This is a genomic window from Loigolactobacillus iwatensis (assembly GCF_003950295.1).
Classification (GTDB): Bacteria; Bacillota; Bacilli; order Lactobacillales; family Lactobacillaceae; genus Loigolactobacillus; species Loigolactobacillus iwatensis.
Map to the genome: position 1 here is coordinate 21,216 of NZ_RHNP01000009.1, position 15,076 is coordinate 36,291.

Annotated in this window: 13 protein-coding genes; 4 read left to right on the plus strand and 9 right to left on the minus strand. The window is 39.5% G+C overall.

The features are described from left to right. Window positions 1–22 precede the first annotated feature (22 nt). The 3 genes from EKM98_RS03990 to EKM98_RS04000 all read right to left on the minus strand — a co-directional run bounded on the left by EKM98_RS03990 (window position 23) and on the right by EKM98_RS04000 (window position 2,784). Window positions 23–907: a shikimate dehydrogenase gene (locus EKM98_RS03990; protein WP_068807437.1), complete on the minus strand. Its 885-nt coding sequence runs from the start codon at window positions 905–907 to the stop codon at window positions 23–25. A 135-nt stretch (window positions 908–1,042) separates the two neighbouring features. Continuing rightward, on the minus strand, window positions 1,043–1,882 hold the full coding sequence (locus tag EKM98_RS03995; RefSeq protein WP_068807422.1) for an SDR family NAD(P)-dependent oxidoreductase: 840 nt from the start codon (window positions 1,880–1,882) through the stop codon (window positions 1,043–1,045). Between the two features lie 65 nt (window positions 1,883–1,947). Further along, a complete protein-coding gene (locus EKM98_RS04000; RefSeq protein WP_125980714.1) occupies window positions 1,948–2,784 on the minus strand; it encodes a sugar phosphate isomerase/epimerase family protein in 837 nt (278 codons plus the stop codon). A gap of 291 nt (window positions 2,785–3,075) precedes the next feature. On the opposite strand from EKM98_RS04000, the gene EKM98_RS04005 reads away from it, so the two are divergent. Continuing rightward, window positions 3,076–3,957, plus strand: coding sequence for a LysR family transcriptional regulator (locus tag EKM98_RS04005; protein WP_125980716.1), 882 nt, complete (start codon window positions 3,076–3,078; stop codon window positions 3,955–3,957). 155 nt (window positions 3,958–4,112) lie between these two features. Here EKM98_RS04005 and EKM98_RS04010 read toward each other — a convergent pair whose 3' ends face one another. The 5 genes from EKM98_RS04010 to EKM98_RS04030 form a co-directional block, all read right to left on the minus strand. Beyond that, window positions 4,113–5,873 carry an HTH domain-containing protein gene (locus tag EKM98_RS04010; RefSeq protein ID WP_125980718.1) on the minus strand — a complete coding sequence of 587 codons (1,761 nt, stop codon included), beginning with the start codon at window positions 5,871–5,873 and terminating at the stop codon, window positions 4,113–4,115. A 17-nt stretch (window positions 5,874–5,890) separates the two neighbouring features. Continuing rightward, window positions 5,891–7,054 (minus strand): MalY/PatB family protein, encoded by a 1,164-nt coding sequence (locus tag EKM98_RS04015; RefSeq protein WP_125980719.1) that lies wholly within the window; start codon window positions 7,052–7,054, stop codon window positions 5,891–5,893. A 75-nt stretch (window positions 7,055–7,129) separates the two neighbouring features. Continuing rightward, window positions 7,130–8,674, minus strand: a complete 1,545-nt coding sequence (locus EKM98_RS04020; RefSeq protein ID WP_125980721.1) for a PTS fructose-like transporter subunit IIBC — start codon at window positions 8,672–8,674, stop codon at window positions 7,130–7,132. A gap of 19 nt (window positions 8,675–8,693) precedes the next feature. Next, complete coding sequence (locus EKM98_RS04025; protein ID WP_125980722.1) at window positions 8,694–9,140, minus strand: PTS fructose transporter subunit IIA; 447 nt, start codon at window positions 9,138–9,140, stop codon at window positions 8,694–8,696. 418 nt (window positions 9,141–9,558) lie between these two features. After that, window positions 9,559–11,964 (minus strand): NAD(P)H-dependent oxidoreductase, encoded by a 2,406-nt coding sequence (locus EKM98_RS04030; RefSeq protein WP_068279314.1) that lies wholly within the window; start codon window positions 11,962–11,964, stop codon window positions 9,559–9,561. Window positions 11,965–12,161: 197 nt separating this feature from the next. Between EKM98_RS04030 and EKM98_RS04035 the strand changes: the two genes are divergently transcribed. Beyond that, window positions 12,162–13,073, plus strand: coding sequence for a LysR family transcriptional regulator (locus tag EKM98_RS04035; protein WP_125980726.1), 912 nt, complete (start codon window positions 12,162–12,164; stop codon window positions 13,071–13,073). Here EKM98_RS04035 and EKM98_RS04040 read toward each other — a convergent pair. After that, the gene (locus EKM98_RS04040; protein WP_125980728.1) at window positions 13,065–13,937 is read right to left on the minus strand and encodes a LysR family transcriptional regulator; all 873 of its coding nucleotides are present in this window, start codon (window positions 13,935–13,937) and stop codon (window positions 13,065–13,067) included. The genes EKM98_RS04035 and EKM98_RS04040 overlap by 9 nt on opposite strands. A 118-nt stretch (window positions 13,938–14,055) precedes the next feature. On the opposite strand from EKM98_RS04040, the gene EKM98_RS04045 reads away from it, so the two are divergent. Both EKM98_RS04045 and lpdD read left to right on the plus strand, forming a co-directional pair. Continuing rightward, window positions 14,056–14,619: a UbiX family flavin prenyltransferase gene (locus EKM98_RS04045; RefSeq protein ID WP_125980730.1), complete on the plus strand. Its 564-nt coding sequence runs from the start codon at window positions 14,056–14,058 to the stop codon at window positions 14,617–14,619. A gap of 39 nt (window positions 14,620–14,658) precedes the next feature. After that, complete coding sequence (gene lpdD / locus EKM98_RS04050; protein WP_125980731.1) at window positions 14,659–15,069, plus strand: prenylated flavin chaperone LpdD; 411 nt, start codon at window positions 14,659–14,661, stop codon at window positions 15,067–15,069. Window positions 15,070–15,076: the final 7 nt, after the last annotated feature.

Below are 15,076 nucleotides of genomic sequence, written 5' to 3' on the forward strand. Positions count from 1 at the left end.
ATTAAATAAAATTCAGGTAGCACTATTTGTTAGCTTTGGCCTGTTGCTGCTCATATTCTTGGTACTCTTTCGCTGGCATCTCTTTGCCAACAAATAATTTATAGGCTGCTGCACCTTGCCACAATAACATTCCCTTACCTGGGGCTGTCCGGCAACCAATCTTTTCAGCATCTAAAATTAATTTGGTCTTCAGCGGATTATAGACAGTATCAGCGACCACTAAATCTTTGCGTAGAAAACTTGGATCAACCAAGGATTGACCGTCTTGTGGCTTCATACCGATGATCGTGGCGTTAACTAAAATATCAGCTGAAGCAATTTCTTCTTTAAGTTTATCATTATCTTCTAAATGGAAAGCATTAGCCGTTACAGTTGGGGCCTCTTTTTGAATCTTTTTAACGGTTTCTTCGGCACGGGCATAAAATTCATCGTCGCGATTGAAAATTGATAGTTCTTTGGCACCATCTAACGCGCTTTGAACTTGAAGCGCTGTGGCCGCACCACCAGCACCAATAACCACTAATTTTTTACCCGCAACGTCAATCCCATGCTCTTTCAAATTACGAACAAAGCCAATTCCATCAGTAATATGACCCGTAATTTTACCATTATCATTGACGAAAACATTGATTGCCCCAATAATTCTGGCCGCTGGTGACAACTCATCAACTAAAGTTGCCGCAATGTTTTTACACGGCATCGTAATGTTGCCACCACGAATATTAAATAACTTAATCGTTTTCATTGCCGCGGCCATTTGTTCCTTTTTTACATCAAAAGCCATATATGCGTAATCTAGACCTTGTTTTTGAAAACTGTAATTATACATTGCTGGCGAGCCGGAATGACCAACGGGTGAACCAACTAAACAAAATAACCCTGTTGTCCCTGAAATTCGTTTTTCCATTATCATAACGAACCTTTCTTAATCAATTTTACAAGCTCAATTTATCACTAATCATCCTAAAAAATTGGAACTACCAATTTGCATCAATAGCTCCAACTGATTTAGTGACTATTTGAAAATACTTTGCTTTCTCTATTATTTCTTAGCAGGTTGGTGGTGTTTAACGGCGTATTCACGACGGCCACCTGGCTTAGGAATTTGGTCACCCATCATGATTCCGAATCCACCTTCAACCGTTAATTCGCCACCGTTTGTATAGTCGGAACGGTCACTAGATAGATAAATAACTGCATTCGCAATATCATCAAGTGTCCCAATCCGCTTGCTAGCGGTTAAATTCTTGCGACCCTCTTCAACTTTAGGGTCGGAATAAAAGTCCTGTGATAACGGTGTTTTAACTAAGCAAGGGAGAACACAATTGCTTCGTACACCGAACTGGCCCCATTCAGCAGCTATTTGCCGAGACATCATGTTTACGCCGGCTTTAGTTGTACTGTAAGTTCCACTATAAGTTTCTGGGAAGCGTGAAGCAATCGTTGAAATATGAATCATTATGCCCTTATGTTGCTTAATCATCACACGGCCAAAGCGTTGTGACATTAAGAAGTAACCCGTTAAATTAACGTTTAACGCCATATTCCATTCATCTAGGCGTAGATCTTCTAATGGTGAAAAACGCAAAATTGCGGCCGTATTAACCAAGACATCTACTCGGCCAAAGTGATCGACAACTTTTTTAACTGCTGCATCAACTTCTTTTTCACTCGTTGTATTACATTTAACGGCTAATGTATCAACCCCATATTTATCGTGTAATGCTTTGGCACGTTCTTCCGTTTTTTCTTCAAGTAAATCAACCAAAGCAATATTAGCACCTTGTTTAGCGTATTCTTCTGTAAACTTAGTCCCCATACCACCAACAGCACCAGTTACAACAACAACTTTACCTTCTAATCCTAACCAACTATCACTCATAAATTGAACCTCCGTATAATTAATTTATTGTTTAATTTGCGTTACAACATAGAAATCAACAACTGTTATTTCAAAATTTCGGGCCAGGCTTCTTGTAATACTTTAACGGTATTATCGTAGGTGTACTTAGCCACCCAATCGATTCCTTTATTCATGTAACCGTCAGAAATAACTTCGACTCCGACAACCTTTGGATCAACACCTGCGTCTTTAACCATCTTAACGAAGGCAACCGTATCTGCTTTACCAACCCCAGGAGCCAAACGATCGTGCATTGATTCATCACGTAAAATTGTTTCTGCATAAGGTCGTTCATAAGCATCATCTAATTGAATTGAAACTACCTTTTTGGCTTGTTCCTTAGTTAATAAATCGTAGGGCTGATTTGCGCGTACCCAGTGCCAAGTATCTAGCAACATCATGGCGTTGTCGCAGTTTGCCGCCTGTAAAATTTTCCAAGTTTTATCAAGGTTTGGTAACCCGCTATAAGGCATTGGTTCCAAAGCAATAATCAAATCCCCCGCACGGCTGCATAATTCCTGTAATTTCTTTGCAGTATATTCAACTGAATAAGTTTCCATCAATCCAGTATTAATGTGTTTAACACCGAATAGTTCGCACATGTGGAAACAAGCCTGTTCTTTATACTTTTGTTCGTACGAACGTGATTCTTCACACCACTGAACGATATACTCAACTTCTGTACACCGAATTTGATACTTTCTAAGTAATGCCAAAATATCATCATCTGACAAACCTTCATTTACTGCATCTACATAAGTCTCTGCCCGTAAACCGATACCATCATAACCTGCTTCGTGAGCGGCCTTACACCGTTGCTCAAATGTACATTTATCACCGAGTGTCCATGAACTAACTGTAATTGGATGTGATTCTGCCATTCTAAAAACCCCCTCAATTTTGTAGGATCTATGTTTTGTGAAGATAAAATTTATTACTAGAGTGTGTTTGAAAAAGCGGTTAGCTTCTGCTCCGCAATTGAGTTACTGGCATAAACTTCGTAAACACGAAAGATAGTCCCTCTAAATACTTTGCTTTTATTTCAAATGAACTAATTCACAAATTCATTGTAAGCGCTCATCAAAATAGCGTCTAATTGATTATCATCGACTAATCTATAGTTAAAGGCTATAATTAGCTTGATCATGACAGTAGAAAAGGGGGCCCAACACTTGAATCTATACCATTTACGTTACTTTTCAGTTTTGGCCGAAACCGAGAATTACACCAAGGCGGCAAAATTGTTAAGCATTACACAGCCCAGCCTTAGCAACGCAATTCATTCGTTAGAACAAGAAATTAAAGTTAAATTATTCGCTAAGAAGGGCCGCAATGTTTACTTGACAAAATCGGGCAAACTATTTGTTACCGAAGTCAATAAAGCACTGACAACGCTGGATCATGGCATCTCTGAAGTTCAAAAGAGTAACCAGCACGATACATTAATCCGAATTGCGACTTTAAGAACACTTAGCACCCAATGGTTACCAAACACCGTTCATGATTTTTTGGCAGCTAATCAAAGAACACAGATTCACTTTGAGTTTTCAACTGATACTGGGCTCTCCCCAGACATCATTCAAGGCCTTCGCACTGAAAAATACGATATTAGTTTTTGCTCTAAAGTTGACGATCAAGAGGACATTGACTATTTTCCAATTGCGGAACAAGAATTGGTAGTTATTACACCAAATAATCACCCACTAGCGGCCAAAAAAGAGATTAATCTGGCAGAAACATTACCGTATAAACAAATTACCTTTTCACCGCGAAGTGGGTTATATTCAATAATGCGGCAATTATTTGCAGAGTGCGGCGGTCATCCAACAAGCGTTTACTCGATTGAAGAAGATCAAGCAGTAGCCGGCCTAGTTGCTAATAATTTTGGTATCGCGGTCGTCCCTAACATGACCATTTTAAAATCAATGCCAATTAAAATAATTCCACTAACCTTTCCAAAATGGAAACGTGTCTTTTACATGGCAACGTTGAAACAACACTACCAAACCCCTGCAGTTAACCACTTTGTTAATTTTATAAAAGAGCAAGACTAAGATCCGTTCATAAAATGATTAGGTAAAATATCTCTAAACGACAAAAAAACTGTGGCGAAAATACTTCGTCACAGTTTTTTTGTTTCTATTCGGGCTTTGTTTCACCCTAATCCGATCGACAGCATCCGTAATAATCCTCAATTGCAAAGTAGAATCTAGCTACTTTTTGAAACATTCCCTAGCAGCTTAAGCACTGTCAGGTAGTCCTTCTTTTGACTTAACAGATTAATATCCTGCTGCTTTAATTGCCGATAAAGGTAGCCGAAAATATTGCTCTCTTGTTCACTATCCTTATCAACCAAAACGACTAGGATCATGTTTACCGATGTTCGTTCAAGCTTTCGATCACCATCAAAAGTAATTGCAAATAAACGAAATGAGCTGGTTAAACTAGTCGTTGCGTGAGGGATTGATATGTGATTCAACACAAGCCGATTGCCTTCTCGTTCACGACTAATTAGACTTTCTTTTTGCTTTTTGGTCATCACTGTTCTTTTTACAAAGTCTTTCAACCCAGTTTCCAGCAAGGAATCAATATTCTTTGTACCAGGGACATGCACCCAATTAATTTCCGGGAAAAAGTTAATTAAATTTTGTTGAAAATAATTTTTAGCAGCCAGTTCATGTAACTGCGCGATCACATCTTGATTCACTACGCCAGTAAACGTCAAGTTATACTGCAATTCATGTTTCTTATCTGCCGCCTGCAACTCACCATTATAAATAAGTAAGGCAAACTTATTGGTTGCCGCCAGCCGAATTGCTTCTTTCGTCGATGTGACCAGCGTGACGTCAACATTCATTGTGTTCTCTTCAATAATTAATTTATTAATATCACCAAATGATGGTCTGGTGGCGTGTAATAAAATTTTCACGCGTGCTTCCCTATGATTTTGAACTGCATAAATTAAATAAAGCGCTAATAAGTTTTCATCAATGTAGCTATTTTTGAATTCTACAGAAAGAATATTCTTTAATTCTAATCCAAAATCGAAAAGAAATGGATTTCTAATCCGCAGCAGATCCATTTGGCCATCAAGATCGTCAATTTGATAGATTGGAAAAGTAATACTTCTGGTTAAATGCTTTAAAATTTTCTGGTAGAATAGACGGTCACTGAAATCAAAGTGATACTTTTGATTAATCGTGTCAATTATTTGGCGAATACCATCAATATCCAACTTAGCTAAATTGGCAGTCTTTAGAGCAAAGAAAGTGGTTAAAAGTGAATCTCCGCTTTCACCGGCTGAATTAATTTGGGCAAAAATATTATTATCGCCTTTAATAGCTAAATAGGTGGTTGCGTACTGCACTACTGCCAAAACCTGTGCCTGAAATTGCTTAGTATTTTCGTTTTTTAAAATAAATTCATTAGCGGAATTACTTTTTTGTAAATTAATTTTTAATTCAAGCAACTGTTTTTCTTGCGGATAAGAAAATTCAACTAATTCTGGATCTTTAAAAATAAGGTTCGACATAAAATCTAACCGCCGTTCAAAGGGTATCTCCACGAAATAGCCCTTACCAGTTTGTGATTTAATGTTTAATATTTTTGCGTATTCTTCCCGCAAATAGGCTAGCTCACTTTGAATGGCAACCTTAGACAAAAAAGTGGTTTCCTCTAACGTTGCTGCCGTTATAAACTTATTGGCCAGCAGCAAAAAAAGGATTTGATTACTCGTTTGTTTTATCTGCTGTAGATGTTGATTTAAGACGGCCTGATTAGTTATTTTAAGGTGATAGCCCTTAAAATTCGTAACCTCACCTAAGTTTTCTTCTTTTAACCAATAATTAATTGCCGCAACGTCGCGAATAATTGTCCGCCGTGATGCATCCAAAATATTTGCCAGCTCATCACCGGATAAATCGTGTTGTTCCAGTAAAGTAATTATTTTAATTTGGCGATCATTGAACATAGCAACATTGACTCCTTTTATGCGTGGATAGCCAATGCCAGCCGCTTCAGGCCATCTTCAAGCTTTTTTCTTGGGCAGGCAATGTTCATTCGGATATAGTGACTATCCCCGTACGTCGCTCCCGCCATGATGCCTACACGACCAGTATTAACCAGTTTATCTTGCAATTTTGCACTAGTTAAATTTAATTTGCTAACGTTTATCCAAGCAAGATAGGTCGCTTCTGGTTTAACAAAAATTAGTTCTGGAATATTTTTGGCTATAAAATCTTGAACCAACTGCATATTTTGCGCCAAATAAGCTTTTAACTCATCAACGTAAGTAACCGATTGATTGTAAGCGGCAATTTGGGCAGTAATGCCAAAAATACTTGCTGAGGATAAGGCATTCTTTTGCTTTAGCTCATGTAAAAATTGTACCAATAAATCATCATCTGGGCAAAGAAGGTATGATCCAACTAATCCGGGAATATTGAATGTTTTACTCGCCGAGCTGCATAAAACGATATCTTTATGCGTAAGCTCGGTAATTGGCGTATAGCAGTTAGTCCCGTAAACAATGTCACTATGAATATCATCAGAAATAATAAAAACATGATTCTGCTGGCATAACTGAACTATTTTTTGCAGCTCTTTTTTGGAAAATACCTTTCCGGTTGGATTATGCGGATTAGTTAATAACAATATCTTATTATGCTCTTCTTCTAAAAATAGTCGTAATGTATCCCAATCAATTTGGTAATCCTGGTCCGCACCAGTTAATTTAACCGGCAGCAATCGTCTGTGGTTACTCTGAATAATATTGTAAAAGGCGTCGTACATCGGTGCAAAAACAATAACGCCATCATTTTCTTCACTTTTCATTCGAATAAAGCTAGCAATTGAAAACCCCACGCTTGGACTATAGGAAATCCAATCGCCCGCAATTTTTGCTTGATGTCTGTTTTTAAACCAGTTAACAATACTGTCCTTGTATTCTGAGTGATTCCACCGAGTATAACCGTAAATTGGGTGTGCCATTCTTTTGGCTAACGCGGTTTGCACTTCCTCTGGAACGGGAAAATCAGTGTCCGAGATCGAAAACGGTAAGATATCTTCTCTGCCAAAACGATCGGAAATATAATCCCATTGTGTACTAGAAGTATGGTGCCGATCAATTACTTTATCAAAATCAATTTTCATATTAGTAACCTCCATTTTAAATCTGCTTCGAAATAAAAACAGATGCGCCGACTTCAGCACACCTGTAATTAAACGCTAATTAATTGTATGTTTAACACTTGCACTTGTATCAGTTTCTGTACTGGCTTCTACACCAACTTTAGCGTTAATTTCTGTGCTATCTGGTTCATCATTACCAGCTACCTGTAATTTTTCCAACTGCTTTTTCGCCTTATGCTTCAGCCATGCGCCTTTAAAGACAAGTATGAAAGTTACATTCAGGAACAGACCAATTGCAAGAACTAGGTAGAACCAATACCAAGGTTTCATCAAGCCAATTAATGGATCAAAGATACCGATCCCAGGAGCAAGTCGTTCCAGCCCAAACGCCATCGATAATGACCCCGTAATACCACCGGCCAACGTATTAGCCGCAATCATTGGCAACGGTGCTGCTAAGGCAAACGGAATAGCAGGCTCGGTGGCAACGGTCATCCCAACGATAAATGCTGAAACACTTGAATCTTTTTCTGCTTTACTGAACATTGAAGGTCTGATCCAGCTTGCAATTGCTGCGGCCATAGGTGGTAACAGCGTAACAACACCCACAATACCGTACCAAGTGTAAACGTGTGAACTTAACAGCGAGAAGCCGAAGAACCAGGCCGTCTTATTAACTGGGCCACCCATATCAAAGGCCAACATACAACCCACAAGGAACCCACCAGCAATTTTGGCTGAAGGTGGCATATTATTAAGGAACAAGAGCATATTTTTCATGATAAAGGCCATGAAAGGTCCGATTAAGTAATAAGTTAATAGTCCAAATATTGCGAGCGTAATAAACGGGATAATTAGATAACCCATCAATGACGCAATACTCTTAGGTAATTTTATTTTCTTGAAGTATTTTACAAAGTAACCAATACTAAGCCCAAGAACAATTGCTCCTAAGAATCCAGCACCTGATTCAGTTCCCAATAATGTACTATCGTTGGCCAAATACGTTGCAATAAAGGCCGGCGCAAAGGCTGGTTTATCACCAATCGACATTGCAATGTAGGCCCCCATGATTGGAATCATAAAAGTGAAGCCTAAATTACCAATTTGTTGAACAACCCAGGCTAAGGATGGCCGCACTCCATTTGCCAACGCCGTGTCTGGCATCCCGAATTGAACCATCATGCTACCAATAGCAACAAGTAATCCACCACCGATAACGAATGGTAAAGCTGCGGAAACCCCGGCCATCAAATGACTCATGATGCCGTCTTGGGCAACTGCACTGTCGCCAAGTTTAACCTTAGAGGCATTAAATAATTTAGCCTTTTTAGCGATGTTATCAAAAATAGTTTCAATATGTTTTAAAGCTTCGGACACTGGTAGTTCAACAACTTTCTTGTTATCAAAACGTGCCTTATCCTCATCCGTCATTCCCTTTCCTAGCGCCAGAATAACGTAATCAGCCTTCGCAATATCCGCTGGCGCCAATTTATTTTCAACACCACTAGCACCTTGTGTTTCAACGTGAATTTCGTAACCTAACGATTTGGCCTTTTGTTCCAACGCTTCAGCTACCATGTAAGTATGGGCGATACCAGCAGGACAGTTTGTCACGGCAACAATTTTCAATTTTGTCATATGATGACCTCCTTCACTTTTAGGAAACTAGAATATTTTGAATTGCTTCAAACACTTCGTCTTGACTACCATTTTTTAGAATAGCAATAAAATCTTGGTGCATTAATTGGCGACTTAATTTTGCTAATAATTTCAAATGAACATCCGATTGATCTACAGGAATCATTAGAGAAATCCAGGTATTAACGGGTTTATCATCCAATGATTGCCATTCGATTAGGTTAGAACTACGTGCAAAGAAAACGCCGGCCTCCAAAATTTCTTTGGATTTTGTATGTGGAATCGCAACACCGTTACCAAAACCTGTTGTTGATTCTTCTTCTCTGGCCAATAAGTCCTTGTACAAATTGTCGGCATCCTTAGCGTGACCGTTCTTTTGCGCAAGTTCAGCAAATTCCTGCATAACCTCTTTTTGTGTCGTGGCTTTTAAATCCATAATCATATTATCTTTTGAAAATAAACTCATAGAATTTCCCCCTTCATTTGCTTATTACAATTTTTATTTGACAAGAACGCCCTGCTTAATGATAAGCATAATCTGTCCTTGAAGTAGCTATCCTTTATTTAGCATAATTTTATTATATCTGTCAGCGCTTACTTTATTAATATGCTATTTGTCACTAACAAAGTGACAAGGTGATCAAAAGGCAGTCCAGCACTGTAATTTGGCCCAATTTTTTATTTATTTCTGTCCATTATAATAACTTTTACATTATAATTACCCACTACTAAAAAATGCTCTAAAGCTCCTCTGTAAAATAGAATCTGAATGGGCCTCTAATAATTCCCAGCAAAAATAGGCCGGGACAAAAGTCCTGGCCTATTGCTATTTCCAATCGTTTTTCTAGAACATACGCCCAAACTAAGGCTGCCTTAAAACGGCTTTAGTTAGTAACTGAATTCTGTGCCTTAGCAACGGCATTTTTAACAGCACTTTTAATTGCTCTGCTAGAGGCTGAGGCACCTGAAATGGCATCAACGTCATAGGTGTTCTTAGCAACCATCTCAGTAGGTAATTTTTCAACAGCTGCCTGGCCGACATCAGCACTTTCACTTTGTTGAACAATTTCAACTTTTTTGATTTTATCATTCGCGTAAGTGACGCGCGCAACAACCTGCCCGCCAATACCAGCATCACTTACACCTAAGTATTGATTAGGTTCAATCTTAATGTCAGTAAGATCAGTCTTTTGAGCCAGATCATTTTGACCAACAATTGCGGCAGCACCCGCAACTGGATCGGCCACAACTTCAGTATCTTCTTTTGGTTTTGCGGCATTTTCACCAGCAATTTTACCAAAGATTAAACACTCGGCCAAATTTCCGCCGCCTTGATATTGATTAGCATTAATACCGCCCAACTCACCAGCACCATAGAGATGTGGGATTGGCTGGTTATTGATATCCAAAATTTCTGCATCAACGTTTCGCTGTGGTCCACCTTGCGTATTCAAAACATCATGCGTTAATGCAGCGGCATAAAATGGACCTGCGTCAAATGCCCGTAGTGTTTTAGGATCACGATTATAAGCGTAATCACGACCGTTTTTAGCAAATTCATTAAAATCAGTTACGGTTTGTTGTAATTTTTCTGGATTAGCCTCGATCTTGTTCGCCAATTCATTTAAGGAATCCGCTTTAACTAAGTTTTCCAAGAAGGCAGCGTACGGAATCTTTTTATTCTGCTTAAATTGGTCTAATTGGGACTGATCAAAAATTAAATAGGGGTGGACATTTGTTCGTGGAATACGCCAAGTACCATGATCGTAAATGTGGCCGTGGCGATTTGTTTCATCCTCTTTAAAGTAACGACTGCCATCATCGGCAACGGTTATGATGCTTCCTGTATAAAGATCCGGCCATTGATCGATAATTAAGCGTGCTCGTTGGCCTTCTGGAACATCAAAGGCCATTCCGTGCAACATTCCTAGAGCTTCATAATTATTCATATGCCACATTTTGGCGCCAACTTCTGCGGCCATATTCAGGCCATCGCCGCGATTATAAAGTGAGCCTAGTGGTGCCAAATGTTCTGCACCTAAGTAATTCTGAATTTGCTGCTTATTATTTTCAAAACCACCCACAGTCAGTACAACACCATTTTTAGCACGAATATTATAAAGTTTGCCTGCTCGTTTAATTGTCGCACCTAAAATAACCTTTGTTTCTGGATCTTGAATTAAATGCGTCGCCCGTGAGTTCAACCAAACATCGATCTTATCCGTCCGATCCAGAACTTTTTGCCGTAAAATTTTCCACAAGGCCGCATCAAACATGCCTGCGTGCACAGTTGTGAAATCATACGCTTCGACACCCTTGTACTCTGGATATTCAAAAATTGCGTCTTTAATCGGAATATTAGTTTGGCTCAAATCAAACTCATTTTTAAAACTAAATGGTTCAACATTTAAATATTTTTTGACGTAATCACGCATATGGACCATTCCATCAACGTAAACATCAATCATATCTTCTGGAAGAGCCATTGGCGCCGTTAAAATCTTATAGTACGCTTTTGCATCCTCAAAATTATCACCCGTTCCAATTAATTGAGCCGAATAACGTGTATTACCACCCTCCTTACCTGCAGGGGCCGCATCAACTAATAAAACTTTTGCGTCATTATCTGCAGCAAACCGGGCTGCCGTTGCACCGGCACCACCAAAACCAAGAACAAGTGTATCATAGGTCGCACTCCAATTAATTTGATCAGTATAAGCCATATTATCTACTCCTTCCTTAACAGTTGGATTCAATTTCTTTACGTAATCGATATAATTAGCAAAACATTGCTCTAAAAATGAAATCGTCTGGGCGGCCTTTAAATTATGCCGTTCGTCAAAAGCATCCTTACAGTAATTCAATAAAAATTCATTTCCCGGCAAAACTGACGCATCGACACCTGGTGAATCCAAAATCTGCCGTAAATTCATTTGGGCCCGGGAAGTTCCTTGGGGACCATAAGAGGCACCCACAATCATAACCGGCTTATGCGCAAATGGATGATCGGCACAAGAAAGCCATTCAATTAAACTCTTTAACGCGGCCGGAATTGCATGATCATATTCCGGAGTTGCAATAATTACGCCATCGGCCTGAGCAACTTTTTGCGAAAATTCAGTCACAACCGCTGGTATGCAATCACTATTATTTTCGTTAAACAACGGAATATCCTGAATTTCTAAAAGATCAATCGTTGCTCTGGATGCAAAATGTCGTTTCATAAATTGCAGTAAAAATCGATTATAGGAAAAATCAGCGTTAGTCCCTACAATGCCAACTAATTTCATTAACAATCACCACTTAATTTGTATATTTTTTAACAATATTGTCTAAAAAGAAGCCTAAAATAGAACATCTTCATTATGTAATCGGTTGCTTGAAAAGTAAAATTACTTTTCAAGATTAATTTTATAACTATTTAGTAATAGTATAAATACTGTTATAATCAATTTATTTATAACTATTTACATTTAGAGGCGATTTAATGAACAACCAATTGCACTCAATCCTCATTGGTGTGAAAAAATATCCAACAATAACAAAAGTTGCACAAGCTTGCTTCGTGACCCAACCGTATATTAGTCGGCTACTGGCCCAAACTGAGAAGCACTTTAACCTTAAATTAGTTAATCGCGATGCAAAACCAATCACACTCACCTACGCTGGCGAACGGATGCTAACCTATTTACAAAAACAAGATCAAATGCAGCAGGAAATGACGGAAGAACTCAGTCATTTGGCCCAGCACAAATTTGGATCGGTCACCTTAGCGCTGAACCAGCCTCTATCTGATCGCTGGCTACCTAAGTTTTTGCCGGCCATTTCTGCACAATACCCCCAACTGCACATTAATATTGTTGAATTAACAACTAGCCTAGCCGAACAGCAACTTCCTTCCGGTAAGATTGATATTTTTATTGGCAAAACCATCTTTAATAAACGAATCATTTGTCATGAATTAGGTAACGTTAAGCTACTTTTACTAGTGCCAAGCACATCAAAGTTATACCACTCTAATCAATACTATCGGGAAATTACTGCTGCCGATATCCAAAAACTAAACAGCGAACCTTTTATCAGCTTAGGCGGAGAGTCACGATTTCAAGAAATGGTTGATCATTTCTTGCGCGATAGCGGCGTCACTATCGAAAATAGAATTGAGGCACCAAATTCGCAAATTACGACGGCACTAGCTGCTAGTGGCCTAGGCTGCACAATTACAACCGGACAGATTATTGAACAATTACATTTAACGAACGCAGATGGGATTAATTTACTGGAAATTCCCGCTGATCTACTTTCTTTAAATTTTGGTATTTCCTACCGAAAATCTAATGCGACCGCCACTGTTATTCGCGAGATCGTCCGGCAAATCCAGCAAACAAAATTATTTTAGCAACATTCGCCGCAACTGTTTCACCGGTGCCTTTACGTGTCCCTCTGGTAGAACCAATAATAACTGACTGTGAAGTGTCTGCTTTAATGGTACCAATTGAACTTGATCATCCAAAAATGGCTGTGCGGCCCGCCGAAATAAAATTGCGACCTGCTGGGCATCCCGAACCATAGCAATAACGGTTTCAATGTGGGAACTAACAAAATGAATGTTGGGCGTAAATCCCGCCGCCTGACATAAATCTAAAATTGGCTGTTGAACACCTGAATCTGCCGGTAAAGTAACGAAACTGGCCGTTCGCAATTGATTAATCGCTAACCGCTTATTGTCGGCCCAGAGACTCCTTTTAGGAACAACGGCAACTAACTCATCTTCGGCAAGTACATCTACACGTTTGAAATTAGCGGGTAATTGCGTATCGCGCACAATTGCTAAGTCACGTTCACCAGCAGTTAATTGCTGCAATACTTGGTCATTTTCAGCCTCTTCTAAATCAACATCAATTTGGGGATATTTTCGTAAAAAAGCGGCCAGCCGTGCCGTTAAACCGTATTGTGCCATAACCGGAACGGCCGCAATTCGAATTTTGCCCCGCTGCAAAGTTTGGTAACCACCAACTTCATTCAACAAAAGCTGCTGTTGCGTTAAAATAGTTGCAACATAACGAGCGAGACTTTCACCAGCATCAGTAATGATGACGCGGCGCCGATTATGCCGATCAATTAACTGAATATCTAATTCGGCCTCTAAGCGCTTGATCTGCTTTGAAAGGGCCGACTGTGAAATATTCAGGCTTACCGCGGCCGCAGAGAAGCTTTTACTTTTAACAACTTGTTCGAATGCCTTTAACTGATCGAAATTCATTACGTCACCTTCCTATTATGCCATCATAGAATAAGTCGCTTTGAAAGTCGACTTGTTCGCCTACCTAGCAAACTTTACAATGAATTAAATGAATTGTCTTGAAAGGCAGGCTAAACCTATGAAAAAGATTATTGTCGGCGTTACCGGTGCTTCGGGGACTATCTATGCAATTGCGCTGCTTCAAGCGCTACAGGCACGTTCTGATGTTGAAACTCACTTAGTTTTAAGCGCCTGGGCCCAGAAAAATTTAGCGTTAGAAACAACTTTAACCCTAACGGATGTTAGATCCTTAGCCAACTTCAATTATTCCGAACGTGATCAAGGTGCAAAGATTGCATCAGGTTCTTTTCTAAATGACGGTATGGTTGTTGTCCCGGCTAGCATGAAAACCGTTGCCGGTATAGCTTGTGGCTTTGCGGATAATTTAATTGGTCGGGCGGCTGACGTTGCACTGAAGGAACGGCGTAAATTAATTATTGTTCCACGTGAAACACCCCTTAGCACGATCCACTTAGAAAATTTACTAAAATTATCTCGTTTAGGTGCTCAAATCATTCCACCAATTCCCGCTTTTTACAATCAACCAAAGACAATTAATGATATCGTCAACCACACAACAATGAAATTATTAGACGCAGTTGGCATTTCAACTGGCATCAGTCCCCGGTGGCAAGGTGATTAGAACCTACCGCTAATATAGATACATTAAGGAGGTCTATTAATGCCTAAATTTACGGTTAAACAAACAGCCTATGAAATGCAGCTTGACTTAAAACGTGAGAACCAGGATTTACTATTAATTTTAACTGGCGGCGACGTTCCTCATTTCGGTGTTGTAACTACACTAACGAAGACGACAACGCCAGCTACTGTCCGCTTTCCAAGCCACGCCGGTCGATTACACAAAGAAAACGTACTAACGGAACGGTTGGCCAATAAGTTGCAATCTCAATTGACTGGGACTTGTACAATTATTGGTGGCGTACACGTCAATCAGATTACCCAGGCACAGATCGATGCCTCTTTTACCATGGTTGATACGCTTGCTAATCAGGCCCTGAACTGGCTTAATTTACACCCAGCCAAACAAGTAGCCATTTCCTACGCCAAACTGTCTAAACCAACTAAGTAAACGGGTC